Origin of the sequence: Streptomyces sp. Y1, assembly GCF_041053115.1 — a bacterium.
Taxonomy (GTDB): domain Bacteria; phylum Actinomycetota; class Actinomycetes; order Streptomycetales; family Streptomycetaceae; genus Kitasatospora; species Kitasatospora rubellomurina.
This window is the reverse complement of sequence record NZ_CP163445.1, coordinates 7,969,166-7,992,445: the sequence shown is the minus strand read 5'-3', so window position 1 is coordinate 7,992,445 and position 23,280 is coordinate 7,969,166. Positions and strand designations below refer to the sequence as shown.

Annotated in this window: 28 protein-coding genes; 9 read left to right on the top strand and 19 right to left on the bottom strand. The window is 75.5% G+C overall.

Annotated elements, in window-relative coordinates:
• Positions 1-76: 76 nt before the first annotated feature.
• Positions 77-1,117: a MerR family transcriptional regulator gene (locus tag AB2U05_RS34860; protein WP_369185479.1), complete on the bottom strand. Its 1,041-nt coding sequence runs from the start codon at positions 1,115-1,117 to the stop codon at positions 77-79.
• Positions 1,111-1,827: an ECF RNA polymerase sigma factor SigK gene (gene sigK / locus AB2U05_RS34855; RefSeq protein ID WP_244178600.1), complete on the bottom strand. Its 717-nt coding sequence runs from the start codon at positions 1,825-1,827 to the stop codon at positions 1,111-1,113. The genes AB2U05_RS34860 and sigK overlap by 7 nt, the downstream gene beginning before the upstream one ends.
• Positions 1,828-2,003: 176 nt before the next feature.
• Between sigK and AB2U05_RS34850 the strand changes: the two genes are divergently transcribed.
• Positions 2,004-2,564, top strand: coding sequence for a hemerythrin domain-containing protein (locus AB2U05_RS34850; RefSeq protein WP_369185478.1), 561 nt, complete (start codon positions 2,004-2,006; stop codon positions 2,562-2,564).
• A gap of 41 nt (positions 2,565-2,605) precedes the next feature.
• On the opposite strand, the gene AB2U05_RS34845 is transcribed toward AB2U05_RS34850, so the two are convergent.
• On the bottom strand, positions 2,606-2,830 hold the full coding sequence (locus AB2U05_RS34845; RefSeq protein ID WP_369185477.1) for a DUF6480 family protein: 225 nt from the start codon (positions 2,828-2,830) through the stop codon (positions 2,606-2,608).
• A gap of 133 nt (positions 2,831-2,963) precedes the next feature.
• On the opposite strand from AB2U05_RS34845, the gene AB2U05_RS34840 reads away from it, so the two are divergent.
• Together AB2U05_RS34840 and AB2U05_RS34835 are read left to right on the top strand one after the other, a co-directional pair.
• A complete protein-coding gene (locus tag AB2U05_RS34840) occupies positions 2,964-3,632 on the top strand; it encodes a HemK2/MTQ2 family protein methyltransferase (protein ID WP_369185476.1) in 669 nt (222 codons plus the stop codon).
• Positions 3,616-3,879 carry a CDGSH iron-sulfur domain-containing protein gene (locus AB2U05_RS34835; protein ID WP_369185475.1) on the top strand — a complete coding sequence of 88 codons (264 nt, stop codon included), beginning with the start codon at positions 3,616-3,618 and terminating at the stop codon, positions 3,877-3,879. The genes AB2U05_RS34840 and AB2U05_RS34835 overlap by 17 nt, the downstream gene beginning before the upstream one ends.
• Here AB2U05_RS34835 and AB2U05_RS34830 read toward each other — a convergent pair.
• From AB2U05_RS34830 to AB2U05_RS34820, 3 genes are all read right to left on the bottom strand, one after another.
• On the bottom strand, positions 3,841-4,866 hold the full coding sequence (locus tag AB2U05_RS34830; RefSeq protein WP_045692456.1) for an iron-containing redox enzyme family protein: 1,026 nt from the start codon (positions 4,864-4,866) through the stop codon (positions 3,841-3,843). The two genes, AB2U05_RS34835 and AB2U05_RS34830, sit on opposite strands and share 39 nt — an antisense overlap.
• On the bottom strand, positions 4,863-5,201 hold the full coding sequence (locus AB2U05_RS34825; protein WP_369185474.1) for a hypothetical protein: 339 nt from the start codon (positions 5,199-5,201) through the stop codon (positions 4,863-4,865). The genes AB2U05_RS34830 and AB2U05_RS34825 overlap by 4 nt, the downstream gene beginning before the upstream one ends.
• A gap of 127 nt (positions 5,202-5,328) precedes the next feature.
• A complete protein-coding gene (locus AB2U05_RS34820; RefSeq protein ID WP_052707112.1) occupies positions 5,329-6,231 on the bottom strand; it encodes a SigB/SigF/SigG family RNA polymerase sigma factor in 903 nt (300 codons plus the stop codon).
• Between the two features lie 366 nt (positions 6,232-6,597).
• Between AB2U05_RS34820 and AB2U05_RS34815 the strand changes: the two genes are divergently transcribed.
• Together AB2U05_RS34815 and AB2U05_RS34810 are read left to right on the top strand one after the other, a co-directional pair.
• Positions 6,598-6,783 carry a hypothetical protein gene (locus tag AB2U05_RS34815; protein ID WP_369185473.1) on the top strand — a complete coding sequence of 62 codons (186 nt, stop codon included), beginning with the start codon at positions 6,598-6,600 and terminating at the stop codon, positions 6,781-6,783.
• A 235-nt stretch (positions 6,784-7,018) separates the two neighbouring features.
• Positions 7,019-8,644, top strand: a complete 1,626-nt coding sequence (locus tag AB2U05_RS34810) for a cytochrome bc complex cytochrome b subunit (protein WP_369186046.1) — start codon at positions 7,019-7,021, stop codon at positions 8,642-8,644.
• Here the strand turns inward: AB2U05_RS34810 and AB2U05_RS34805 are convergent.
• The 5 genes from AB2U05_RS34805 to AB2U05_RS34785 all read right to left on the bottom strand — a co-directional run bounded on the left by AB2U05_RS34805 (position 8,610) and on the right by AB2U05_RS34785 (position 12,877).
• On the bottom strand, positions 8,610-9,005 hold the full coding sequence (locus AB2U05_RS34805) for a cytochrome c oxidase subunit 4 (RefSeq protein WP_369185472.1): 396 nt from the start codon (positions 9,003-9,005) through the stop codon (positions 8,610-8,612). The two genes, AB2U05_RS34810 and AB2U05_RS34805, sit on opposite strands and share 35 nt — an antisense overlap.
• The gene (ctaD, locus tag AB2U05_RS34800; protein WP_045692452.1) at positions 9,002-10,678 is read right to left on the bottom strand and encodes a cytochrome c oxidase subunit I; all 1,677 of its coding nucleotides are present in this window, start codon (positions 10,676-10,678) and stop codon (positions 9,002-9,004) included. The genes AB2U05_RS34805 and ctaD overlap by 4 nt, the downstream gene beginning before the upstream one ends.
• 165 nt (positions 10,679-10,843) lie before the next feature.
• A complete protein-coding gene (locus AB2U05_RS34795) occupies positions 10,844-11,263 on the bottom strand; it encodes a hypothetical protein (protein WP_045692451.1) in 420 nt (139 codons plus the stop codon).
• A 52-nt stretch (positions 11,264-11,315) separates the two neighbouring features.
• Positions 11,316-12,044, bottom strand: a complete 729-nt coding sequence (locus AB2U05_RS34790) for a GAF and ANTAR domain-containing protein (protein WP_369185471.1) — start codon at positions 12,042-12,044, stop codon at positions 11,316-11,318.
• 59 nt (positions 12,045-12,103) lie between these two features.
• Entirely contained in the window at positions 12,104-12,877 is a 774-nt protein-coding gene (locus tag AB2U05_RS34785; protein WP_369185470.1) for an ANTAR domain-containing protein, read from the bottom strand.
• A 241-nt stretch (positions 12,878-13,118) separates the two neighbouring features.
• Here AB2U05_RS34785 and AB2U05_RS34780 point away from each other — a divergent pair, with 241 nt between their 5' ends.
• Positions 13,119-14,036: a Rieske (2Fe-2S) protein gene (locus AB2U05_RS34780; RefSeq protein ID WP_078859556.1), complete on the top strand. Its 918-nt coding sequence runs from the start codon at positions 13,119-13,121 to the stop codon at positions 14,034-14,036.
• A 59-nt stretch (positions 14,037-14,095) separates the two neighbouring features.
• Here the strand turns inward: AB2U05_RS34780 and AB2U05_RS34775 are convergent, their stop codons facing one another.
• The 3 genes from AB2U05_RS34775 to AB2U05_RS34765 form a co-directional block, all read right to left on the bottom strand.
• Positions 14,096-14,401, bottom strand: a complete 306-nt coding sequence (locus AB2U05_RS34775) for a hypothetical protein (RefSeq protein WP_369185469.1) — start codon at positions 14,399-14,401, stop codon at positions 14,096-14,098.
• An 88-nt stretch (positions 14,402-14,489) separates the two neighbouring features.
• Positions 14,490-16,880: a SpoIIE family protein phosphatase gene (locus tag AB2U05_RS34770; protein ID WP_369185468.1), complete on the bottom strand. Its 2,391-nt coding sequence runs from the start codon at positions 16,878-16,880 to the stop codon at positions 14,490-14,492.
• Positions 16,873-17,196 (bottom strand): STAS domain-containing protein, encoded by a 324-nt coding sequence (locus AB2U05_RS34765; RefSeq protein WP_369185467.1) that lies wholly within the window; start codon positions 17,194-17,196, stop codon positions 16,873-16,875. The genes AB2U05_RS34770 and AB2U05_RS34765 overlap by 8 nt, the downstream gene beginning before the upstream one ends.
• 372 nt (positions 17,197-17,568) lie before the next feature.
• On the opposite strand from AB2U05_RS34765, the gene AB2U05_RS34760 reads away from it, so the two are divergent.
• Positions 17,569-17,769, top strand: a complete 201-nt coding sequence (locus AB2U05_RS34760; protein WP_369185466.1) for a hypothetical protein — start codon at positions 17,569-17,571, stop codon at positions 17,767-17,769.
• A gap of 29 nt (positions 17,770-17,798) precedes the next feature.
• Here AB2U05_RS34760 and AB2U05_RS34755 read toward each other — a convergent pair whose 3' ends face one another.
• The 4 genes from AB2U05_RS34755 to AB2U05_RS34740 all read right to left on the bottom strand — a co-directional run bounded on the left by AB2U05_RS34755 (position 17,799) and on the right by AB2U05_RS34740 (position 19,656).
• Positions 17,799-18,998, bottom strand: coding sequence for a PP2C family protein-serine/threonine phosphatase (locus AB2U05_RS34755; RefSeq protein WP_369185465.1), 1,200 nt, complete (start codon positions 18,996-18,998; stop codon positions 17,799-17,801).
• Positions 18,999-19,111: 113 nt separating this feature from the next.
• Positions 19,112-19,336, bottom strand: coding sequence for a hypothetical protein (locus AB2U05_RS34750; RefSeq protein ID WP_369185464.1), 225 nt, complete (start codon positions 19,334-19,336; stop codon positions 19,112-19,114).
• Between the two features lie 19 nt (positions 19,337-19,355).
• The gene (locus AB2U05_RS34745) at positions 19,356-19,493 is read right to left on the bottom strand and encodes a hypothetical protein (protein WP_369185463.1); all 138 of its coding nucleotides are present in this window, start codon (positions 19,491-19,493) and stop codon (positions 19,356-19,358) included.
• A gap of 4 nt (positions 19,494-19,497) precedes the next feature.
• Positions 19,498-19,656 (bottom strand): hypothetical protein, encoded by a 159-nt coding sequence (locus AB2U05_RS34740; RefSeq protein WP_157882298.1) that lies wholly within the window; start codon positions 19,654-19,656, stop codon positions 19,498-19,500.
• Between the two features lie 177 nt (positions 19,657-19,833).
• On the opposite strand from AB2U05_RS34740, the gene AB2U05_RS34735 reads away from it, so the two are divergent.
• Complete coding sequence (locus AB2U05_RS34735; protein ID WP_369185462.1) at positions 19,834-20,787, top strand: TIGR03557 family F420-dependent LLM class oxidoreductase; 954 nt, start codon at positions 19,834-19,836, stop codon at positions 20,785-20,787.
• Positions 20,788-20,823: 36 nt separating this feature from the next.
• Entirely contained in the window at positions 20,824-22,575 is a 1,752-nt protein-coding gene (locus AB2U05_RS34730; protein ID WP_369185461.1) for a glycoside hydrolase family 15 protein, read from the top strand.
• A gap of 27 nt (positions 22,576-22,602) precedes the next feature.
• On the opposite strand, the gene AB2U05_RS34725 is transcribed toward AB2U05_RS34730, so the two are convergent.
• Positions 22,603-23,274, bottom strand: a complete 672-nt coding sequence (locus tag AB2U05_RS34725) for an HAD family hydrolase (protein ID WP_369185460.1) — start codon at positions 23,272-23,274, stop codon at positions 22,603-22,605.
• Positions 23,275-23,280: the final 6 nt, after the last annotated feature.

Genomic DNA, 23,280 nt, shown 5'->3' with positions numbered 1-23,280 from the left:
GTCGACGGGATCCCGGGCGGGGACGGACCTCTCCGGCACGGCGGCGGAGACGACGACGGACGCGGGCGAGCCGGCATCAGCCCGTGACCGCCTGTTCGAGGAGGTCGACGGCGTCCGCGAGCGTGCGGGGGCCGGCGGTGCCGGCCGAGGGCCTGCCGCGGGCCCAGCCGGGACCGGCGGCGACGACCAGTGCGGCGGCGCGGGAGCCGCGCGGCCCCCAGGTGCTGGCGCCGACCCTGCGCGCCAGTTCGCGGTCGGCGCTGCGCCGGTCCTGGGACCAGATCATCACGGCTCCCGGGCCGATCCGGTGGACGGCGTCGAGCAGCGCCCGGGGCGGGACGGCCGCGCCCAGCATGCGGAAGGGGAGTCCGCGTTCGGTCAGCGCCGCGGCCGTGGCTTCGAGCGGGAGGGTGTGCAGTTCGGTGGGTGCCGCGGCCAGCAGCACGGGCGGTGCGGGCCGGGTGGCGGCCGTTCCCACGGCCGCGCCCCGCAGGGCGCTGGAGACGTGCCAGGACAGCAGGTGCTCGACCTCGACGTACTGCTCGCCGTCCGCCGCCCACTTGCGGCCCGCGGCCCGCAGCGCGGGCATCATGACCTCCGTCCACGCGGCGACCACCCCGAGGGTGTCGACCACCTCGTCCAGGATCCTGGCGACCTCCGGCGCGTCCAGGCGCACCGCCGCCCGGGCCAGACCGCGGCATTCCGGGCGCACCGTCCCGACCCGCAGGGAGCGGCTCCCGCCCGGGCCGGGGCCGGGCCGGGCGCCGTCCCGGGCGTCCGCCTCCGACCGGCGCGGCGCGGGGCGCCGGGTCTCGTCGTCCTCGGCGGCGGCGCGCTCGGCCAGGACCGCGCGGGCGGCCTCCCCCGGCGGGACCCCGCGCGCGGTCAGGCGGCACATGGCCTCCAGGACGGCGATGTCCTGCGGGCTCCAGCGGCGGTGGTGCCCGGCCTCCCGGTGGGCGGGGCCGATGCCGTAACGGCGTTCCCAGGAGCGGACCGTGGTCGGGGACACGCCGAGTCGCTGCGCCACACCGCCGGTCGGCAGACCGGCCTCCGCCGAGGGGGCGGCGGCGCGCTCGGTGTGCTGCCCGGCGTGTCCGGCGGACGAGGTCACCATCTCGCGATCCTCTGCTGGTCGGCCGTCACGGTGTCCTTCCACGGCTCGGACGTGCGAGCAATCCTCCTGGGGTTGCGCTCCGGATCCGGTCCGCGCCGCCCCGGGCGGACGTCGTCGGGCGTGATCACGGCCCGCAGCCGGATGAGTCCGTCGCGGATCCGGGTCTTGACGGTGCCCAGCGGCACACCGACCCGGTGGGCGATCTCCCGCTGCGTGTAGCCACCGTAGTAGGCCAGCACCACGGCCTCGCGCTGCGCCGCGCTCAGGCGGGTGAGCGCGGACCGGACCCGCTGCCGGTCGAGCGAACGGACCGCCTGCTCCTCCGGCGGATCGCTCGGCAGCAGCTCCCGCAGCCCGGCCCGCCGGTCGCGCTCGGCGGACGCCCGCGCCGACCGCACGCGGTCCACCGCCCGGTGGTGCGCGATGGTCAGCACCCAGGTCAGCACCGACCCGCGCTCGGGCCGGTAGGCGGTGGCCGTCCGCCACACCTCCAGCAGGACCTCCTGCGCGACCTCCTCGGCGTGCGCCGGGCTGTGCAGCGTCCGCAGCGCGACGCCGTACACCGGCCCGGCCACCGCGCGGTACACCGCCTCGAACGCGGCCTGGTCGCCGCGGGCCGCCCGCCGCACCAGGCGGGGCAGCTCCTCGGCCACCGGCACGGGGCCGCCGGCGGAGCCCGTACCGCGCCCGTTCCTCGTTCGCGAAGTCACGCCTCCACCGTGCAGCGATTCACGGCCGGCAGCCCAGTCGAAGCGTTTGTGCAGCGTTTGAGGTCGTCCCGCCTCGTCCCACCTCGGCCCGCCTCGGCCCGCCGCCGCATGCGGCGGCGCGAACGGGGCAAGCGCTCCTGTTCACGGTCCACCCCGACCGGCCGGACGGAGCAGCCATGAACGGCCCCGAAGCGTTTCCGAGCGAACTGTGCGCCGAGCACCGGGCGATGGAGACCGTCCTGCGCAGGCTGGCCGGCATCCGTGCCGACAGCGGCCCCGGACCGGACGACGACCTCCGGTTGCTGCACGCTCTCAGGGAACTCCTCGACCGGCACCACACCGTCGAGGAGGAGTACCTGCACCCGCTGGTGCGCCGCTACCTCCCGGCCGGGGGCGCGCTCGCCGACGCCGCCGTCCACACCCACACGACGATCCGTCTGCTGACCGACCGCGCCCTGGACCGGCGCCTGCCGCCCGGCGAGCGCCACCACGCCATCGACACCCTGCTCCTGGTGCTCCGCGCGCACCTGCGCGGCGAGGAGGACCGGCTGTTCCCCGCCCTGCGCCTGCGCGCCCCCGCCGAGGAACTGCGGCGCTGCTCGCGGCGCGTGCGCGAAGCCCCACCGAGGAATCCGCCCCGGCCCGTGTGGGGGCTGCCGCCCGGCACAGGCGCCATCGCCGCGGTCCGGGACCACCTCACCGGACACGACTCCGGCGAGAACGGCCGGTCGCCCTGACGACGGCGGGCACCCACGGGTGCCCCGGCGGCGGGCCGCCGTCAGGTCAGCGCGAAGATCATGGCGACCAGCATGACCGACACGGCCAGCGCCACCGCCACGATGACGACCGCGGGCCAGATGCCCCAGGCCGTGCGCAGTTCCTCGGGTTCGGGGTGGGAGATGCCCGAGATGCCGCCCTCGGCCGGCGGGGTGTCCCCGGCGGGCAGGGTGCCGCGTTCGTCGAGCGCCGGAGTGTGTTCGGGGTCGGGGTCGGGAGTGGCCATGATGAGTCCCGGGGTGGGGCGGGTTCGGATGCCGGGCGGCTGCCCCGGACGGGCGGTCGGAAACCTCGCCGACCGGGCGAGCGGCACGGCCGGCCCCGGGTTTGAGGGCGCCGGGCCCGGCAAGCCGCCTCGTATGGACACTCCCGCGAACATGCTGCTGATCAGGCCGCCGGGCGTCTACCGACCCCAGGGCGACACCGAGTTGCTGGTCTCCTGCGTGCGCCGCGAGCGGCTCGACGGGGACAGCCGGGTGCTCGACCTGTGCACCGGCACGGGTGCCGTCGCGCTCGCGGCCGCGCACGAGGGGGCCCGGGTGACGGCGGTCGACCTGTCCGCGCGCGCCGTCGCCACGGCCTGGCTCAACGCCCGCCTGCACCGCAGCGGGATCCGCCTGCGGCGGGGCGATCTGCTGGCCCCGGTGACGGCCGGGACCTTCGACCTGATCACGGCCAACCCGCCGTACGTCCCGGCCGCGCGGACGCGGCGCGGGCACGGGCGCGGGCTCGCGTGGGACGCCGGGCCGGACGGACGCCTCGTGCTGGACCGGATCTGCCGGGAGGCGCCGCCACGGCTGGCCCGCGGCGGCGTGCTGCTCGTCGTGCAGTCCTCCCTCGCGGACGTCCCGGCCACCCTGGCGGCGCTCGGCGCGGCCGGGCTGCGAACGGCGGTGACGGCGCGGCGTCGGCAGGCGTTCGGGCCGGTGATGACGGCGCGCGCCGCGCTGTTCGAGAGGCTCGGGCTGATCTCCCCGGGCGACCGGTGGGAGGTCCTGGTGGTGGTGCGCGGTGTCCGGGAGCGCTGACCGGGCCGCGACCCGGGTGGTCGTGGTGCCCGGGGGCCCGCTGCTGGTCGAGGGGCCGGTGGAGGTGGTCCTGCCGGGCGGCGAGGTCCGCTCCTCCGACCGGCCGGTGGTGGCGCTGTGCGTCTGCCGCCGGAGCCGGTGCTACCCGTTCTGCGACACCAGCCATCGCCGGCACGGCCGCCGCGAGCGCCGTCCGACCGGCGACGGTTCAGGAGGCGTTGCGGACGGCGGGCTCGCCGAGGGGTGAGCGCAGAGAGCTGCGCCCGGCCCGCCAGCAGTCGAGCAGGTGGCCCGCGAACCGGCCGTCGACGACCCGCGCGGCGGCCAGGCCGAAGGCGATGTCCGGCGCCAACGCGGGCTCGGACGCGATCAGTTGGTCGACGACCCCGTGCCGGACGAGCTGTTCGTGGACGGCGTCGGCCTCGACGTGTTCGCGGTAGAACAGCGTCCCGTCCGGGCCCGCGCCCAGCCGCTCCAGCGCGGCGGCCAGCCGGGCGGCACCGGGCGGGGAGGTGATCTCCAGGGCGGCGAAGTGCCCGACCGCGGCGCCGCGCAGCGCGTGGTGGAGGCCGAAGAGCGTCATCAGGTTGACCGACGCGAGGGAGACGGCCGGGACGGCGTCCAGGTAGTGCCCGTAGGACGGATCGAGTCCGAAGGCCTCCATCATCCGCGCGAACAGCCCCGCGTGTGCCCGCTCGGGGCGCCCGGCGCCGTACTCGTCGTAGAGGATCGTCATCAGGACGGCCTGGGCGGGCCCGTGGATCCTCGGCACCATCCACACCTGCGGGTCGGCCTCCTTGAGGTGGTAGACCGAGCGGTGCACCAGGTACTCGCGGACGTGCCGGGCCTCGCCCTCGTCGAGCAGGAAGCGCGAGGGCCCGGTGCCGCCCGGGGGTTCCGTCAGCAACTGGTCCAGCGCCTCCGGCACCGGTGGGACGGGCTCGGCCGCCGCGCGCACCGCGGCGAGGAACGACCGCTCCAGCGCCTTTCGCAGCGCCAGCAGTTCGGGTTCCCACTCCCAGCCGGGGTGGGCGCCCGCCAGGCCCCGGTCGTGGAGTTCGTAGCACAGGTACAACGCGAGCTGGTGGTCCTCGCCCCACGGGTCGGAGAGCGGGCCGGGCGGCGCGAGCAGCCGTCCGGCGCCCGGCGGCCCGGACCGTACCAGGCCCAGCACCGCCGCGGACAGCGGACCGCGCGGGCCGAACCCGCCCAGCGGGCCGTACGGGCCGGTCACCGTCCGCTCCTTCGACTGCGGCGGGCCGCGGCGCCCGCGGCGATCCGGGCGGCGAAGAGCAGGGACGTCGCGAGCCACACCGCGGCGAAGACCGCCAGGACGTCGGCGCTGTGCTCGCGGGTACGGGCGAGCAGGACCGACACCGTCAGGAGCACCGCCAGCGCGGTCAGCGGGATCGGCCCCAGGCCGGCGAGCGCGCCGCCGACGCGGTGCCGGAGCGTGAGCCGCATCCTGCTGAGCTCACGGTCCAGCCGCCGCTCGCCGCGCAGCGTGCTCTCGACCTCGGCGAGGATCCGCCGTTCACGCCAGGACAGACCGGGCCGTTCCATCGCCATCGCCTCCACACCTCCGGTGACCGCGGGCACTGCGCGGCTTCCCGGAACCCGGCGCGCTCACACGCCACCACGGGACGGGAAACCTGCCGGGGCGCGCTCCGAGCGCGCCCCGGCCTGGACGGTGGACTCAGAGCGGTGTGCCGTCCGGGGGCTCCTCGGGCGGTTCGTCCGACCACCCGGGGGCGTCGCGGTCCTCCAGCCGCTCGCGCAGGCGGCTGAGCGTGGCGCTGAGCAGGCGGGAGACGTGCATCTGGGACACGCCGATCCGTTCGGCGATCTCGGACTGCGTGCAGCCGTCCCAGAAGCGGAGCTTGAGCACGATCTGCTCGCGCTCGACGAGTTCGGCGAGCAGCGGGCGCACGGCGGTACGGAAGTCGGCGAGTTCGATGCCGGGGTCGCAGCTGCCGAGCCGGTCGAGCAGCGCGCTGCCGCTCTCGTTGGTGTCCTGTTCGCGCAGCGCGTCCAGGGAGTTGGGGCGGTAGACCCGCCCGGCGGCCAGGCCTTCGGTGGTCTGCTCCAGGGTGAGGTGGAGGTCCTCGGCGATCTCCTCCGGGCGGGGGAGCCGGCCGAGTTCCTGCTCCAGGCGGTCGGAGCCGCGGGCCACCGTCAGGTAGAGCTCCTGCATGCTGCGCGGCACCCGCACCGGCCAGGAGGTGTCGCGGAAGAACCGCTTGATCTCGCCGGCGATGGTGGGGATGGCGTAGGTGACGAACTCGACGCCGCGGTGCGGGTCGTAGCCGTCGACGGCCTTGATCAGGCCGATCGTGCCGACCTGGAGGATGTCGTCCATGTCCTCCGGCCGATGGCGGAAGCGGGCCGCGATGAACCGCACCAGCGGCATGTTGAGCTCGATGATCCGGCCGCGCACGTTGCTGTACGCGTGCGTCTCACGGGCGAGCCCGGCCAGCCGCTCGAACAGCGCGTCGCTGAGTCGGCGCGCCTCGGACTTGCCCATCGCCCGCAGCTCGGCCTCGCTGTACGGAGGCGGCAGGTCGGGCGACGACCCACCCGAGGGGGGTTCGGCGGTCATCTGGGCACTACGGTGCTGTGTCTTGACGGGGATGGACACCTGTTGCTCCTGGGCGTCGGGGCGATCGCCCGACGACGCTGCGAACAAGCCCTCGCTCGCGCGCCACGGGCTTCTTTCCCCAGGACCCGCGCCCGGCTTCTTCAAGCGACGGTCCCGGTGGCACCCGGTGGGTGCCGGCGCGGCCGGCGGATCGGCCGTGGCCGCTGCATTCGGACACCTACCCCGACGGACGACATCGAATTCATGTTTTGCCCGACTTGTTTGGATTTGTGTGCTGATGTGCCCGCATGCACGCTCGACGAGTGGATCGCGCCCGGCCGGGCATCCGCCCGCAGGGGCCGAGAGCCGAGAAAGGAACCGATCGCCATGAGCACTCCCGAGGAACACGGCGACCCGCGCGTCGACGAGCGGGCGAGGGAGAGGTCCGCCGAGCAGCGCAACATCACCGCTCCGACTCCGGCGGACGTGCGCGCCGAAGGCGAGGCCGAGCCGGACCGGGGCGAGGAGTGGGGCGAGGACGAGGAGCCGCCGGCCGGCACCCGGGCCCCGTGACGCCCGTGACACCCGGGGCGGCGGGACAGCGCAGCCCTCCGCCGCCGCGGGCCCGCGCTACGCCACCGGAGTGATCTGCCACCGCGCGACGGCGCAGCCGCCGCGCTCGGCCGTCCTTCGCGCGCGGGGCCTCGCATAGGTTGCCCGGGTGGAGCCCACCGAGTCACCCGAGGCCGCGAGCCGGCCCCCGGCAGGGGTACGTGCCGCCGTCGCCGTCGACAAGCGCCTGCCGCTCATGGAGGGCGGCCGGGCCTTGCTGCGCAAGGCCTTCCCCGACCACTGGTCCTTCCTGCTCGGCGAGCTGGCGCTGTACGGCTTCGTCGTCCTGCTGGTGACCGGCGTCTACCTGACGTTCTACTTCCGGCCGAGCATGGGCGAGCTCGTCTACGACGGCTCGTACCTGCCGCTGCGCGGGGTGCGGGTGTCCGAGGCCTACGCCTCGACGCTGCGGATCAGCTTCGACGTCCGCGGCGGTCTGCTGATCCGGCAGGTCCACCACTGGTCGGCGCTGCTGTTCGCCTCGGCGATCGGCGTGCACCTGCTGCGGGTGTTCTTCACCGGCGCCTTCCGCCGCCCGCGGGAACTCAACTGGGTCATCGGGGTGACGCTGTTCAGCCTCGCGCTGCTGGAGGGGTTCTCCGGCTACTCGCTGCCGGACGACACGCTCTCGGGCACCGGGCTGCGGATCGCCGAGGGCGTCCTGCTGTCGCTGCCGCTGGTCGGCAGCTACCTCACCTTCTTAGTCTTCGGCGGCGACTTCCCGGGGCACGACGTCATCCCGCGGCTGTTCACCGTGCACGTCCTGTTGGTGCCCGGCCTGCTGGTCGCCCTGGTCGGGGCGCACCTGACGCTCGTCGTGGTGCTGAAGCACACGCAGTGGGCCGGGCCCGGGCGCACCAACCGGAACGTGGTCGGCATGCCCTTCTTCCCGCAGTTCATGACCCGCAGCGTGGGCCTGCTGTTCGCGGTGGGCGGCGTCATGACCGTGTCGGCCTTCCTCGCGGAGATGAACCCGATCTGGCGCTACGGCGCCTACCGGCCCGACGTCGCCGGGGCCGGCGCGCAGCCCGACTGGTACATCGGCTTCATCGAGGGTGCGCTGCGGCTGATGCCCGCGGTGGAGACCCGGGCGCTCGGGCACACCCTGTCGTGGAACGTCCTCCTGCCGGCCGTGGTGCTGCCCGGGCTCATGTTCGCGGTGCTGTACGCCTACCCCTTCGCCGAGCGGTGGCTCGACCCCGAACCGGGCGAGCACCACCTGTGCGACCGGCCGCGCAACAAGCCCACCCGCACCGCGCTGGGGGTCGCCGGGGTGACGTGCTACGCCGTCCTGCTGGTGGCGGGCGGCAACGACGTGATCGCGTTCGCGTTCGGGATCTCCGTCAACGCGCTGACCGACGTGCTGCGCGCGGCCCTGATCGTCCTGCCGCCCCTGGCGTTCCTGCTCACCCGGCGGCTCTGCCTGGCCCTCCAGGCCCACGACCGCTCCCGGCTCCTGCACGGCGACGCGACCGGCCGGATCGACCAGTCCCTCGACGGCGGCTTCGAGGGCCGCCGCCGCCGGGTGCGGCCCGCCGAGCGGGAGGTCCTGCTGGTGCGCGACGCCCCGGTGCCGCCGCCGGCCCCGGCGGGGGCGCCGCGCCGCGAGCGGGCGCGAGCCGCCGCGAGCGCCTGGTTCTACCGCGACCGGGTCGAGCTGCCGGCCTCCGAACGCGAGTCGGAGCGGGTCGCGGCCGTCCTCACCGCCCCGCAGCACCCCAGCGTCCCGGCCGACCGCACGCCCCGGCCCGCCGCGGCCGGCCCGCTGCGCCGGCTGCTGCGCGCGGTCACCCGCCGTCGTCGTCGCGGAACTGGAAGATGAACCCGAACACGGCCAGCGCGACCACCAGCGCGCCGACGACGACCAGCCACCGGGCGAACACCACCCCGAGGGCGAAGATCGTCACGCCCACCGCCGTGAGCACCGGGTAGCCGCTGCGGGCCGGGAAGAAGCCGATCGGCCCCGCCGTCTCGGCGATCTCGGCGTCCTTGCGGTCCTGCGGCCGGCCGTGGCCCCGGCGCCGGTGCTGGACGAACCAGAAGAGGGCGATCAGCGCCGACATCAGGAACCCCACCGCCAGGATCGCCTTTCCGGCGGGCTCCCGGGCCCACAGCCCGTAGACGAGTCCGGTCACGGCGAAGAACGCCGCCATGATCGAGAACAGCCATCCCTCGGCCTTCACCGCAGGCTCCCCCGTCGCTCCTCGTCGCCGTCCTCCTCGGACGGGACCTCCGGATGGTGCAGGTCGAAGGCCGGCGATTCGGAGCGGATGCGCGGCAGCACGTGGAAGTTGTGCTCGGGCGGCGGGCAGGACGTCGCCCACTCCAGCGACCGGCCCCAGCCCCACGGATCGTCCCGGTCGACCGTGCGGCCGTGCCGGGTGGTGACCCAGACGTTGTAGAAGAACGGCAGGTTGGAGATCCCGAGCACGAACGCCCCGCACGAGGCGAGCACGTTGAGCGCGGTGAAGCCGTCCACGTCCAGGTACGTCGCGTAGCGGCGCGGCATGCCCTGGGCGCCCAGCCAGTGCATGACCAGGAAGGTGACCTGGAAGCCGGTGAACACCAGCCAGAAGTGCAGCTTCCCGATCCGTTCGCCGAGCATCTTCCCGGTCAGCTTCGGCCACCAGAAGTAGAAGCCCCCGAAGGTCGCGAACACGACGGTGCCGAACAGGACGTAGTGCAGGTGCGCCACGACGAAGTAGCTGTCGGTGACGTGGAAGTCGATCGGCGGCGCGGCCAGCAGCACCCCGCTCAGCCCTCCGAACAGGAAGGTCACCAGGAACCCCATCGACCAGAGCATCGGGGTCTCGAAGGACAGCGAGCCGTTCCACATCGTCCCGACCCAGTTGAAGAACTTCACGCCGGTCGGCACCGCGATGAGGAACGACATCATGGAGAAGAACGGCAGCAGCACCTGGCCGGTGGCGAACATGTGGTGCGCCCACACCGACATGGACAGCGAGGTGATGGCGATGGTCGCGCCGATCATCCCGTAGTAGCCGAACAGCGGCTTGCGGCTGAAGACCGGGATGATCTCGCTGACGATGCCGAAGAACGGCACCGCGACGATGTAGACCTCCGGGTGGCCGAAGAACCAGAACAGGTGCTGCCACAGCAGCGCGCCGCCGTTGGCCGGGTCGAAGACGTGCGCGCCGAACTTCCGGTCCGCCTCCAGCAGCAGCAGGGCCGCCGTCAGCACCGGGAAGGCGAGCAGCACCATGATCGACGTGAACAGCACGTTCCAGGTGAAGACCGGCATCCGGAACAGGGTCATGCCGGGCGCCCGCAGACAGGTGATCGTGGTGACGAAGTTGACCGAGCCGAGGATCGTGCCGAGGCCCGCCACGACCAGGCCCAGCGCCCACAGGTCGCCGCCCGCGCCGGGCGAGAACACCGGCCCGTTCAGCGGCGCGTAGGCGAACCAGCCGAACGCGGGCGCCCCGGTCGAGGTGAGGAAACCGCTCAGGACGAGCAGCCCGCCCAGCAGGAACGCCCAGTAGGTGAAGGCGTTCAGCCGGGGGAACGCGACGTCGGGCGCCCCGATCTGCAGCGGCATGATCGCGTTGGCGAAGCCGGCGAACGTCGGGGTCGCGAACAGCAGCAGCATGATCGTGCCGTGCATCGTGAACATCTGGTTGTACTGCTCGTGCGACAGGAGTCCGGTGTCGGGCCCCATCAGTTGAGCCCGCATCAGCAGTGCCAGCACGCCGCCGACCAGGAAGAAGCCGAAGGCCGTCGCCAGGTAGAGGTTCCCGATGACCTTGTGGTCGGTGGTGAACAGCCAGCGCAGCACGGTGCTGCCCTGGTGGAGCCGGGCCCGGGTGCGGCGCGCGGCGGTGGTCGAAGCGGTCATGGAGCCTCCGCGGCGGAACGGGCGGCCTTCGCACGCCACCGGCGACCCTAGCGGCGGCCGGCGACCGGCCGGGCGTGCCACGCTGCGGACCCGCCGACCGGCCACCTCGCAGGTGACGCCGACGCCCTTCCGACGGACCTCGGACTACCGGTCCGGACCCCGCCGTCAGTCGTCCCCCGGCTCCCCGTACCGCGCCCGCCACTCGCGGGCCCTCGCGTTGTGCCACTCCACGCCCTGCTCGGCCTGCTGCACGGACAGGCCGCTGAGTTCGGCGACCTCGGTGAGCGGGACGGGTTCGTCGTCGTACTCGGCGAGGGTCCGGCAGACCTTGCCGGCCCACTGCTCCTCCGGGACGAAGGGGCGGTGGCGGTACTGCTCGATCAGCTCGGCCAGGTGGTCGAGGCCGCAGGCGGTCAGCACCCGTTTGCCGTCCAGGGCCGGGTCGCTGACGTGCAGGGCGGACGAGTCCGGCACGAGCGCGCTGAGCAGGTCGTCGCCGTCGACGGCCTGGCCGCAGAGGTCGCACAGGTCGAGCTCGGGGATGCCGCCGCACCGGTCGTCCGGCGGGGGGCCGATGTCCTCCATGCGGCGCGCCTACCCGGTCGGTCCGGGGCCAACCCCGTACGGCCGCCGGGCGTCAGTCGCCGGCCAGCACCGTGGCCGGGTCCACGGCGCCCCCGACCAGATCGCGGGCCGAGTCGGCCACTCCCCTGCCGCTGCGGCGGGCGTGGCTGCGCAGCACCTCGAAGGCGGTGTCCATGTCCAGGCCGCCGGCCTCGGCGAGGACGCCCTTCGCCCGCTCGACGGCGGTGCGGTCCGCCAGCGCGGAGCCGATCTCCTCGGCCGCGGTCTGCTCCCGCCCGTACCGCTGCTGGAGCAGGGCGATCACGGCCAGGTCGGCGAGCGGCTGGACGATGTCGAGCCCGTCCTGACCGGGCTCGACCCCGGTGCGGACGTCGAAGACGTTGAGCGCGCCCATGACCCGGCCGTCCAGGCGCAGCGGCACCGCGCGGACCGAGCGGAAGCCGAGCTCGACGGCCTGCTGCGCGAACCGGGGCCAGCGGGCCCGGGCGCCGTCGAGATCCCGTTCGACGACCTCGCGGCCGGTGCGGTGGCAGTCCAGGCAGGGCCCCTCGCCCACGGCGATCTGCAGCGCCTCCAGGCGGCGGACCCGGTCGTTGGAGTAGGCGATGTCGCGGAGTTCGCCGCGGCGGTCCGCGACGACCAGACCGGTGCCGGCCGTGCCGCTGAGGGCCGTGCAGACCTCGGTCAGCCGGTGCAGGAACTCGACGGTGTCGTAGCCGGGACCGACCAACGTACCGGTGAGCCCGGCGAACGCTTCGTTCACGCGGGCCTCGCGCGTCATGACCGCCTCCACTTGCCTTCGGGGCCAGGCTACGCCCCCGCCCGGCCGTCGGTCATCCGTCATCGGTCCTCCTCCGTGAACCGCAGTTGCCGCAGCACGACCTCGTGCGCCACCTCGTCGATCTCGCGGTCGTGGGCGAAGGCGTGCGCGCGCAGCCGGTCGAGGGCCTCCCCGGCGGACACCCCCAGCTGCACCATGACCATGCCCACCGCCTGGTCCACCTCCACGCCGTTCACCGGCGGGTCGTCGAGCCACGGCTGGACGGGGACCTCGCCGGACGGCGTCATGAAGGAGCCGACGATCGCGAGGGTCACGCTGGTCGCGGCGACCTGGATGTCGGCGGCCTCCTCGGCGCCGGGAACGCCCGGGGCCGAGCGGTACAGGCTCAGCACGCCGATGCTGGCGGAGCCCAGGTGGAGCGGTGAGGCGTAGACGCTGCGCAGCCCCTGGTGGTCGGCTTCCACGTCGTCGGGGTCCGGGTGGTCGGGGTCCGGGTGGCCGGAGTCCGCCGGGGCGAGCGCGGCCACCAGGACCGGCCAGCGCACCTCGTCCGGCGCCAGCAGGTCGGCGACCGCCACCGGGCTCCGGCCCCGGAAGGCGTCCACGCCCGGGCCCTCGCCGAGGCTGAACTGCCGTTCCTCCATGCGCCGGGCCCTGCGGTCGCTGGCCCACACCCCGGCCCGGTGGCCGGTGTCGGCCATCAGGGTGATCGAGGCGGCTTCCACCGCCAGGGCCTCGACGCAGGCCGTGCAGAGCCGTTCGGGAAGGGCGGGTCGGCCCGGGCCGTTGACGGCCTCGGCCATGATCTGCGCGATCCGCGTCAGATCGGCCATGTCCGTGCCTCGTTCATCTGTCGTCGGCCCGCCGCACCCCGGGAGGGTGTGCGACGGTCGTCGCGGTCGGGGCTCTCGTGCGTCGCCACAGCGGCTCGCGCCGCGACGTGATCACCGCAGTATAGGTGCCCGAGGCGGCTCCGGGTTTCGTGCCTCGACGCGCGTGTACCCGGGGCGGCACCCGGCACACGCACCGCGCCGTGCGGGGTTTGACGGCGCGCCGTCCGGCAAGCCGCTGGGCATGGACGCTCCTGTGAAAGCCTCGGCCACCCACACCGCTCCGGCGCTGCACAGCCGCCGCTGGTCCCGTCTGCTCCGCGCCGCGCTCGACGCACCCGCCCACTGGGAGGCGCTCGACCTCCCCGCCGGGCCGCTCGCCGACGCGGTGGAAGCCCTCCCCCTCGGGCCGTACCGCGACGCCCTGCACGGCGTGTGGCTCGGTCACCCGCTGCACCCCGTCCTGGTCCAACTGCCGATCGGCTGCTGGACGTCGGCCGCGCTGCTCGACTGGGTGCCGGGCGCCCGGCACGAGGCCGACGCCCTGGTGACGACCGGGCTGCTGACGGCCGGGCCGACCGCGCTGGCCGGCTGGGTGGACTGGGCCCGGCTCGACCCGCCCCGCCGGCGCACCGGGCTGGTGCACGCGCTCGCCAACACCGCCGGCGTGCTGCTGTACACGGGCTCGGTGCTGGCCCGCTGCCGGGGCCGCCGCGCCCGCGGCCGGCTGCTGGCGCTGGCCGGCCTGACCGCGGTGTCGGTCGGCGGCACGCTCGGCGGGCACCTGGCCTACGAGCAGGCCGCCGGCCCCAACCGGGCCGCCGCCGTCCCCCGGCTCGCGCCCGCCGACTGGGTCGGCCTCGGAGCCGTCGACGAATTCCCGCCGGGCGAACCCGTGCGCAGGACGGCGGGCGGGATCCCCGTGGTCGTCGTCCGCGAGGGCGAGCGCTGCCACGTGCTGGCGGAACGCTGCGCCCACCTCTCCGGCCCGCTCGCCGACGGCACGGTCGTCGACGGCTGCCTGCGCTGCCCGTGGCACGGCAGCGAGTTCCGCCTGCGCGACGGCGAGGTCGTGCACGGCCCGGCCACCGCGCCGCAGCCGGTGTTCGAGACCCGGATCCTCTCCGGGCACCTGGAGGCCCGGCTGCCCGAAGCCGGCTGACCGGCCGTCACCCCGCCCGCCCGCCGAACATGCCCCGCCCTCCGGTCACTGTCCGGCGGTCACCGTCCGGGCCCGTGGTCGTCGGCGCACGCGCACAGCACCGCGAAGGCGATCGCGAGCGCCAGGGTCCAGAGGCCGGCGAACACCCAGACGACGGCCGCCGGGGCGCTCCGCAGGCCGGCCACCAGCAGGGCCAGGGACAGCAGCACGAGGACGAGTGCCGTCCGGGGCCGCACGCCCCGCATGAGCTCCCAGGCCCGACTGCGCAGCCCGAACGCGAACGCGCTCACCAGCACGTCGAGCGCGCGGTCGCGCCGGGCTTCCCGCGCGATCGCGGCCGTGGTCCGCCGTTGCCACCCGTCCATCGTGTCCTGCCTCCTCGCACGCCCGTCCCCCGGTCCGCCGCTGCGGGTTCCCCGTCCGGACGGGCCCTAACGCGCGGACCGGCGCCGGCTACCGCGCGGGGCGGAGGCGGACGGCGAGCAGGCAGCTGTCGTCGGCGGGGTTGGGGCCGCCGAGGCGGTCGGCGATGTGGTCGAGCAGGTCGGCGAGGCCGGGTGCGGTGTACTCCTCGGCGGCGCTCAGGAGGCGGTCGGGGCGGCCGGTGCCGCCGTCGCGCCGGTTGAGCAGGCCGTCGGTCCAGAGCAGGACGGTGTCGCCGGGCCGCAGCGGCTGGACGGTGTCGCGGTAGCGGCTCTCCGGCAGGGCGCCGAGGACGGTGCCGGTGGGCCCGTCCGCCAGGGCGGCGGCGGCGTTCCGGACCACGGCCGGGGGCGCGTGGCCGGCCGCGCTCCAGGTGAGCGTCCGGGCGGCCGGGTCGAGCAGGCCGCACAGCACGCTGGCGATCCGGCGGCTCCCGGTCCGGCAGAGCAGGGAGTTCAGCCGGGTGAGCCCGGCGCCCGGGCCGTCGCCGGTGCCGCACAGTCCGCGCAGGGCGTACCGCAGTTCGGACATGGCGACGGCGGCCGGCAGGCCGTGCCCGCTGACGTCGCCGACCGCGAGCAGGACCGCGCCGTCCGGCAGCGCCGTGAGCTCGTACCAGTCGCCGCCGACCCGGCGGTGGTCCCCGGCGGGCAGGTAGCGGGCCGCGTGGTCGACGCCGGCGGGCGGGGGCTGCGGCTCGTCGGGGGCGGCCATCAGCGCGTTCTGCAGGGCGCGGGTCATCCGGTGTTCGGCGGCGGCCCGGCGCTGCTGCTCGGCCAGCCGGGTCCGGACCCCGGCCAGGACCTGCTCGGTGCGGTGCCGCTCGGTCACGTCCTGGAGGACGCCCCGGACGTCCCGCACCCGGCCGGTGACGGGATCGGCGACGGCCTCCCCGCTGATCCGCAGGACGCGCCCGCCCGCCCCGACCCCGACGTCCACGGCGCCCGGTCGCCGCCCGCCGAGCAGGAGTCCGGCGAACTCGCGGACGGTCGCGCGGTCCTGCGGCCGCACGCGCGCCAGCGCCTCGACCACGCCGGCCGGGCCCGTCCGCCCGGGGTCGAGGCCCATCAACCGCCGCGCCTCCCCCGACAGTTGCAGGCCCGGTGAGCCGGGCGACCAGGTGAAGCTGCCGACGCCGGCCAGCCGCTGGGTGTCGCCGAGCCCGGCCGCGGGCTCGGGGCCGCCGGGCGCGCGCCAGGTGAGCAGCAGGCCGTCCAGGAACGGCACCGCCCGCAGGGTGAGGGCCGCTCCGGTGCCGGTGGCGGCGTCCGCCCCGGTGAAGTCGTCGACCCGGCCCTCGTAGCGGGCACCGGTCTCGGCGGCGTCGAGGATCCGGGCGAAGGCGCCGGTCGCGACGAGCCCGGGGAGGATCTCGCTGAGGCGCCGCCCGAGCACCGGGGCGGTGCCCGTTCCGGCGTTGGCGTACCGGACGCGCAGATCGGTGACCGCTCCCCGGCTGCCGCCCTCGCGGACCACGGACAGCACGAGGACGGGTTCGAACATCGCGTCCAGCACGCCGCGGAACCAGTACTCGCCGCCCGGGACCACCAGTCCCGGCTCGCCGCCGTCCGCCGCGGCGACGCGCAGCAGGTGCCCCGCCACCAGCCCGGACAGCGCGTCGAGGTACCGGGTGGCCGCGCGGGCCCGCGCGGGCGGGCCGTCCCAGCCGAGGCTCATCGCCCCGACGACCCGGTCGCCGTTGCGCAGCGGCACCGCGCAGGCCGTCCGGCCGGGGACGATCCGGCCGGTCTCGGGCGGGCGGCCGCCGGCGTCGTCCGCGTCGAACTCCCAGACCATGCCGCCGCCGTGCGCGGCGGCGGCCAGCGGGACCCCGGTCTCCGGCGGGATGCGCCGCCACCGGCTGACCCGGCTCGGCTCCACGCCGTGGCTGCCGAGCAGCGCGAGGGCGCCGTCCGGCTCCAGCAGGCCGAGCACGACGGCGACGACGCCGAGCGGCGCCACCGCCACCTCGTGCAGCAGCCGCGCCAGGTCGTCGGGCGTCTCCGCGCCGGCCAGGGCGGAGACGGCCAGGTGGTAGCGGGCGGCCAGGCCGGGCACCGGTGCCCGGCGGGCGGCGCCGGGCGGCTGCGGGGCGGGGCGGACGAACTCGTCGATGGCGTCCTGGAGCGACGCGTCCTCGGCGAGGTCCCCGATCGGCGCGGCGAGGCCGACCAGCCCGGCGGCGATGTCCGCGACCCTGCGGTTGGAGTCCTGGGAGAGCCGGACCAGGTGGCCGAAGGCCTGGTCCGGGGTGCAGCCGAGCCGTTCGGTGAGCATCCCCTTGGCCTGCTCGATGACGCCCCGGGTGCGCATCGCCCGGCGCAGCCCCTCCGCCTCGGCGCGCAGCCGGTCGACCGCTGCCAGCAGGACGGTCGTGTCGTCGGGGCGGGCGGCTCCTCCGGGGGTCCGCTGCTCAGGCACAGGCTGCCGCCACGTCCGGGTAGAGCGGCAGCACCGCCGTCACCCCGCTCAGTTCCACGACGTCCCGCACCCGCGGCGCCGCGCCCGCCAGCCGGAGGGCGCCGTGCGCGTCCCGCACCCGGCGGGCGGCGCCGAGCAGCGCGTTGAGGCCGGTGGAGTCGACGAAGCCGACTGCGGTCAGGTCCACGACGAGCCGGGGCTCGCCGCCGTCGATCAGCACGTCGAACAGCTTCCGCAGTTCGGGAGCCGCGAAGTCGTCGAGGTCGCCGAAGAGCGGCACGACCGTCCAGCCGTTGACCTCCGGGAAGTCCATCATCCGGATCGTCCTCGCCGTGTGTGGCCCCTCCTCCAGGTTAGGCCCTCTCTTTTGGGTCTTGTCGGATCAGGCCGCGGCGTTGGGGTGCGTGCATCGCAAGGCGGAGGAGGGAGCCACTGCGGTGGGGGCACCTCCCGGCCGAAGGCTGGGGGCCATTGGCGACCGACGACAACGCGGCGAGGTGCGCTTGTGCCCTGGGGGTACCTCCCGGCCGAAGGCTGGGGGAGCGTCGCGGACCCGGCAAAGATCCAAAAGAGAGGGCCTGGGTCCTCGGGGCCTCTCCGCACGGTCGGCCGGATGCCGGCGGGCCTTCGCGGGGCCGGGAGTAGCCTGGAAGGTCGGCTCCGTCGAGGGCAGGAGGTGGGCCGGTCGATGTCGACGCACGCGAACCGTGAACTGGAGACCATGGCCGAGGTGTTCGGGCTTCCCCAGGAACCGGGGCCGCCCGAGGTGCGGGCCCTGGCGCGGCGGGCGGTGGCGGCCCGCGCCCGCGGCGCCGAGGACTGCCGGCTGCTCCTGGACGCGCTGGGGCTCCTCGGCCGGGAGGGCCCGGCGAACGGCTCCGGGCCCTGAACCACTTCAGGACCCGGACCCGGGGCCGCTCACCCGCCCCGGCCCTCCGGGTGCCAGGCGACGAGGGCGATCGTGGCGTCGTCGCGCAGGCGGTGGTCCTGGTGGGCGAGCAGCGCGTGGATCAGGTGGCGCAGGGCCTCGGGGGCGGGTTCGCCGCTCGCCGTGTGCCGGACGAGGGTGTCGGTCAGGCGCTCCTCGCCGAAGGTCTCCCCGCCGGGTGAGCGGGCGTCGGTGACGCCGTCGGTGTAGACCAGGACCCGGTCGCCGGGCTGGAGCCTGAGGTGGTGCACGGGTTGCGGGCCGTGGTCGTGGAAGCCGAGGCCGAGCGGGAGTTCGGCACGCCGCCGCAGGGCGTCGGGGAGGACGTGCCGGCCGCGGATGAGCAGCGGTGTCGGGTGGCCGCAGTTGACCCAGGAGAGTTCGCCGGTGGCCGTGTCCAGGTCCGCCACGACGGCGGTGAGCAGCCGGTCGGGGATCCAGCGGCCCAGGGTGCGGTCGATGGCCTGCACGATGTCCGCCAGGCCGCCGCCGGCCCGGCGGGTGCTGCGGCAGGCGGCGAGCGCGACCGAGCTGGCCCCGCCGGAGGCGAGGTCGTGGCCCATGGCGTCGAACACGGACAGGTGGAGGCGCCCGCCCGCCACGGAGTGGTCGAAGGCGTCGCCGCCGACCTCGTAGGCGGGTTCGAGGACCGCGCTGGAGGTGACGTCGCGGGTGCCGATGGTGCGCGGCGGCAGGAAGGCCCACAGCAGTTCGGACTGCAGGCTCATCGGCCGGTCGCGCGCCATGCGGACGATGACGTCGCTGTACGTGGACGCGGAGACCACGAGCAGGGCCACGAGGCCTGCCAGGGCCTCCCAGCAGCCGGCGGCGTCGGGTTCCGGCTCCCGGGTCTCCACGCGCAGCACGCCGATCCGCTCGATCCCGTCGACGAGCGGGAACCAGCCGACCGGGGGCGGCCCGGCCGAGGTCTGGGTGCGCCGCAGCCGGTAGGCGCGGCCGGCGAGCGTGGTCTCGATGTCTTGGCGCTCCCCCGGGTCGTGGCCGTCCTCCGGCAGCGGCACGAGGTGCCGTTGCTGGACGTCGGCCAGGAAGACCCGTGCGCCGGCCCCGCCCAGTTCCCGGGCCGCGTCCTGGACCGTGCCGGGCAGGACGCCCGGTCCGCCGGCCCGGGAACGGGCGAGGGTCCGCGCCAGGACTCCGCCCAGCGTCTTCTCGTCACATGTCGGCACTTGGCACCTCCCGTCGTGGTCGCGCCTACCCATTGACGGCCGGACCGCACGCGCGCACCGGCCCGCCCTCCGCAGCGCCGATGGCGGCTGCGGAGGGCGGTGTGCCGGTGTGGTCATCGTGACGGCGGTGTCCCGGCGCTCTCGTCGGGCCCGTCTCGTTCGGCGGACTCGGCGGACTCGGCGGGCTCGGTCCGGTGCTCGGCCCGCTGCTGTGCCACGGCCCTGCCCGCCCGGACCGTCTTGACGGTGCCCTCGGGGTCCTCGGGCCGCTTCGGGTGCTCCGCGCCCTCGGGGCGCGGCGGCACGCCGCCGGCGCCGCCCTGGGGTGTGTCGTCCATCGTCCGTCCTCCTCAGAGCTCAGAGCGCGTTCCAGGCCTGCGCCGGGTAGCGGGCACTGTGCCCGACCGCCGGTCTGCGGCGGCCGGGGCGGTGGTGGGCCGGCCGCCGGGCGGCGCGCGAAAGCCGTACGGACGCCCCGGAGGCGACCGAAGCCACCTGCTCAGTCCTCGCCGAGGACGGCGTAGGTCTCCGCATCGCCCTGCTCCCTGCTCTCGTCGTCCGGTGCGCCCGTCTGGCAGGAGCATGCCGGTCCGCCGACCTCGGGCCGGTCGGGTGTGCGGACGGCTCCGGCCGGACCGCCGCTTTCGCGCGCGTCCATGGGGGTCACCTCCGTGGTCGGTGCTTCGGGGACCGGACCGGCTACCCGGTGCCGGGCCCGGCAAACGGCGGCGAGGTTTCACCGCGCCCGGCCCGGTAAGCCGCTCCGACGAAGGACACCCGCGAAGCGACGAACCCACGAAGCGACGAACCCACGAACCGACGAAGCGAGGCTGCCATGACGGCGTTCGGCTACTTCCTGTCCTGCGAGGAGTTCACCCCCGCCCAGCTGGTCGAGCAGGCCCGGTGGGCGGAGCGGGCCGGCTTCACCCGGCTGGCGATCTCCGACCACTACCACCCGTGGAACGACGCCCAGGGCAGCAGCCCGTTCGTCTGGGGCGTGATCGGCGCGCTCTCGCAGGTCGTCCGGCTGCCGGTGACGACGCTGGTGACCTGCCCGACCGTCCGGATCCATCCCGCCGTCGTCGCCCAGGCGGCGGCGACCGCCGACGTGCAGCTGGAGGGCGGTCTGCGGCTCGGGGTCGGAACCGGCGAGGCGCTGAACGAGCACGTGCTGGGCGACCGGTGGCCGCCGTTCGCGGTGCGGGCGGAGATGCTGGAGGAGGCCGTCGCGGTGATGCGCGAGCTGTTCACCGGTGGGCTGGTCAGCCACCAGGGCACGCACTACACCGTCGAGAACGCCCGGCTCTACACGCCACCGAAGGACGGGCGACTGCCGGTCCACGTCTCGGCGTTCGGCGCCAAGGCCGCCGAGGCGGCGGCCGGGTTCGCGGACGGGCTGGTCACGATGAGCCCGGACACCGAACTCATCGGCCGCTACCGGGCCGCCGGCGGCACCGGACCGGTGCTCGGCGGCGTGAAGGTGTGCTGGTCGGAGGACCGGGACCGGGCGGTCAAGACCGTCCACCGGCTCTGGCCCAGCGAACTGCTGCCCGGCGAGCTCGCCCAGGTCCTGCCCACGCCGCGGCACTTCGAGCAGGCCACCGAACTGGTCACCGAAGAGATGGTGGCCCGCTCCGTCACCTGCGGCGACGATCCGCGGGAGCACGCCGACCGGCTGCGCGGCTACGTCGACGCCGGGTTCGACGAGGTGTACGTCGGCCAGATCGGCCAGGAGCAGGAGGGGTTCTTCGACTTCTACCGCGAGCAGGTCCTGCCTCGGCTGGAGTGACCGGGTGTCGGCCGACTCACCACGGGAGGTGGGCAGTTGAGCACGCCCGACGCCACCGCGCCGGCCCCACACGCGCTGCGCGACTACGCCCTGCTCGCCGACGGCCACCGCGGCGCCCTCCTCGGGCCCCGCGGCGACATCGTCTGGATGTGCGCCCCGGCCTGGCACGACGACGCCGTGTTCGCCGCACTGATCGGCGGCACCGGCTGGTACGCCGTCACCCCGGCCGCCCCCTTCGTCTGGGGCGGCTACTACGAGCCGGGCAGCCTGGTCTGGCGCAGCCGCTGGACCACCACGGGCGGGATCGTCGAGTGCCGCGAGGCCCTCGCCCACCCGGGCGAGCGGCACCGCGCCGTGCTGCTGCGCCGGATCGAGGCCGTCCACGGGGACGCCCGGGTGGAGGTCCACCTGCGCCCGGCGGCCGGCTTCGGCGCGCACCCCCTGCGCGAGCTGCACCGCGACGAGCGGGGCACCTGGACGGGCCGCACCGGCGGCCTGCACGTACGCCTGACCGGTGCCCCGGACGCCCGGCCGGACGGCGCGGCGCTGCGCGCCACGGTGCTGCTGGAGGCCGGGGGCCGGCGCGACCTCGTCCTGGAGCTCTCCGACCGGCCCCTTCCCAAGCCGGAGCCGGCCGACGCCCTGTGGCGCTCGACCGAGGCCGGGTGGGCGGACTGCGTGCCCGACCCGGTCGGTGCCATGGGGCAGCGGGACGCCCGTCACGCCCACGCCGTCCTGGCCGGCCTCACCGGCCCCGGCGGGGGCACGGTGGCCGCCGCCACGACGAGCCTGCCCGAGCGGGCCGAGCAGGGGCGCAACTACGACTACCGGTACGTGTGGATCCGCGACCAGGCGTACATCGGCCAGGCCGCCGCGGCCGCGGGTGCGCACGAGCTGCTGGACGGCTCCGTCCGGTTCGTCACCGCCCGCCTGCTGGAGGACGGCGCCGGGATGGCGCCCGCCTACACCGTCACCGGGTCGGCCGTCCCGGACCAGCGCACCCTGGACCTGCCCGGCTACCCGGGCGGCTTCGACGTGGTCGGCAACCACGTCAACCGGCAGTTCCAGCTCGACGTCTTCGGCGAGAGCCTGCTCCTGCTCGCGGCCGCCGCCCGCCGCGACCGGCTGGACGTGGACGGCCGGCTCGCCGCGCTCACCGCCGCCGACGCGATCGCCGCGCGGCACCGGGAGCCGGACGCGGGCATCTGGGAGCTGGACGCCGACCGCTGGGCGCACAGCCGGCTGATCTGCGCGGCCGGCCTGCGCGCGATCGCCGCCGCCCCCGGCACCGGCCGCGCACGCGCGGCCCACTGGGAGGCCCTGGCGGACCTGATCGTCGCCGAGGCGTGCGCCGACTGCCTGCACCCGTCCGGCCGCTGGCAGCGCTCGCCCGGCCGGGCGGGCGTGGACGCGGCCCTGCTGCTGCCGGCCCTGCGCGGCGCCCTGCCGGCCGGCGATCCCCGCACCACCGCGACCCTGCGGGCCGTCCGGCGGAACCTCGGCCGGGACCACTACCTGTACCGCTTCCGCCACGACCGGCGGCCGTTGGAGGACGCCGAGGGTGCGTTCCTGCTGTGCGGCTTCGTCATGGCCCTCGCCGAGCACCAGCAGCACGACGAGGTCGAGGCGGTGCGCTGGTTCGAACGCAACCGGGCGGCCTGCGGCCCGGCCGGCCTCTACGCGGAGGAGTTCGACGTCGCCCAGCGCCAACTTCGCGGGAACCTGCCGCAGTCCTTCGTGCACGCCCTGCTGCTGGAGGCCGCCGTCACCCTCGCCTCCGACCGCTGACCCGGGGCGACCAGGCCGGGACGGCCGTCAGGCCGGGAGCCGGGCCAGCAGTCCAGCGTCCAGGTCGGCCAGCAGTTCGGCGGTGTCGCGGTGGACCTCGGCGGCGCCGCAGCCGAGGAGCTCCTGGGCGGAGAAGCCGCCGCTCTCGACGGCGACGCACGGCACCCCGGCCCGGCCCGCGGCGGCGACGTCCCACACGGTGTCGCCGACGAACACCGCGTCCGCCGGCTCGGCGCCCGCGAGTTCCAGCGCCGCGTGGACGAGGTCCGGCGCGGGTTTGGTCGCGGCCACGTCGTCGGCGGAGGTGGCCGCCTCGATGACGTCGTCGGCGTCCAGGGCGCGGCGCAGCACGGCGAGTTCGCGCGCGGAGGCGGAGCTGGCCAGGACGATCCGCCAGCCGCGCGCGGCGCAGGCGCGCAGGAGGTCCGCGGCGCCGGGCAGCGGGGTGAGGGCCGGCCAGTGGCTGGCGTAGAGGGCGTCGTGGGCGGCGGTGATCGCCTCGTCGTCGGCGTGGTCCCGGTGCTCCCCGAGGAGGTGGTCGAGCAGTTGGTCCCCGCCCATCCCGATGGCCCGGTGGACGCGGGCCGCGGGCACCGTCCGGTCGTACTGGCGCAGCGCCTCCCACCAGCTGAGGGCGTGCAGGTAGGTGGTGTCGAGCAGGGTGCCGTCGACGTCGAAGAGTGCCGCTGCGGTCTTCATGGTTCG

What these genes read in the sequence shown, in the direction of transcription:
- AB2U05_RS34860 (WP_369185479.1), bottom strand. Translation starts at nt 1,117, where the DNA reads ATGGTGACCTCGTCCGCCGGACACGCCGGGCAGCACACCGAGCGCGCC.
- AB2U05_RS34850 (WP_369185478.1), top strand. Translation starts at nt 2,004, where the DNA reads ATGAACGGCCCCGAAGCGTTTCCGAGCGAACTGTGCGCCGAGCACCGG.
- AB2U05_RS34845 (WP_369185477.1), bottom strand. Translation starts at nt 2,830, where the DNA reads ATGGCCACTCCCGACCCCGACCCCGAACACACTCCGGCGCTCGACGAA.
- AB2U05_RS34840 (WP_369185476.1), top strand. Translation starts at nt 2,964, where the DNA reads ATGGACACTCCCGCGAACATGCTGCTGATCAGGCCGCCGGGCGTCTAC.
- AB2U05_RS34825 (WP_369185474.1), bottom strand. Translation starts at nt 5,201, where the DNA reads ATGGCGATGGAACGGCCCGGTCTGTCCTGGCGTGAACGGCGGATCCTC.
- AB2U05_RS34820 (WP_052707112.1), bottom strand. Translation starts at nt 6,231, where the DNA reads ATGACCGCCGAACCCCCCTCGGGTGGGTCGTCGCCCGACCTGCCGCCT.
- AB2U05_RS34815 (WP_369185473.1), top strand. Translation starts at nt 6,598, where the DNA reads ATGAGCACTCCCGAGGAACACGGCGACCCGCGCGTCGACGAGCGGGCG.
- AB2U05_RS34810 (WP_369186046.1), top strand. Translation starts at nt 7,019, where the DNA reads ATGGAGGGCGGCCGGGCCTTGCTGCGCAAGGCCTTCCCCGACCACTGG.
- ctaD (WP_045692452.1), bottom strand. Translation starts at nt 10,678, where the DNA reads ATGACCGCTTCGACCACCGCCGCGCGCCGCACCCGGGCCCGGCTCCAC.
- AB2U05_RS34795 (WP_045692451.1), bottom strand. Translation starts at nt 11,263, where the DNA reads ATGGAGGACATCGGCCCCCCGCCGGACGACCGGTGCGGCGGCATCCCC.
- AB2U05_RS34790 (WP_369185471.1), bottom strand. Translation starts at nt 12,044, where the DNA reads ATGACGCGCGAGGCCCGCGTGAACGAAGCGTTCGCCGGGCTCACCGGT.
- AB2U05_RS34785 (WP_369185470.1), bottom strand. Translation starts at nt 12,877, where the DNA reads ATGGCCGATCTGACGCGGATCGCGCAGATCATGGCCGAGGCCGTCAAC.
- AB2U05_RS34780 (WP_078859556.1), top strand. Translation starts at nt 13,119, where the DNA reads ATGGACGCTCCTGTGAAAGCCTCGGCCACCCACACCGCTCCGGCGCTG.
- AB2U05_RS34775 (WP_369185469.1), bottom strand. Translation starts at nt 14,401, where the DNA reads ATGGACGGGTGGCAACGGCGGACCACGGCCGCGATCGCGCGGGAAGCC.
- AB2U05_RS34765 (WP_369185467.1), bottom strand. Translation starts at nt 17,196, where the DNA reads ATGATGGACTTCCCGGAGGTCAACGGCTGGACGGTCGTGCCGCTCTTC.
- AB2U05_RS34760 (WP_369185466.1), top strand. Translation starts at nt 17,569, where the DNA reads ATGTCGACGCACGCGAACCGTGAACTGGAGACCATGGCCGAGGTGTTC.
- AB2U05_RS34750 (WP_369185464.1), bottom strand. Translation starts at nt 19,336, where the DNA reads ATGGACGACACACCCCAGGGCGGCGCCGGCGGCGTGCCGCCGCGCCCC.
- AB2U05_RS34740 (WP_157882298.1), bottom strand. Translation starts at nt 19,656, where the DNA reads ATGGACGCGCGCGAAAGCGGCGGTCCGGCCGGAGCCGTCCGCACACCC.
- AB2U05_RS34735 (WP_369185462.1), top strand. Translation starts at nt 19,834, where the DNA reads ATGACGGCGTTCGGCTACTTCCTGTCCTGCGAGGAGTTCACCCCCGCC.
- AB2U05_RS34725 (WP_369185460.1), bottom strand. Translation starts at nt 23,274, where the DNA reads ATGAAGACCGCAGCGGCACTCTTCGACGTCGACGGCACCCTGCTCGAC.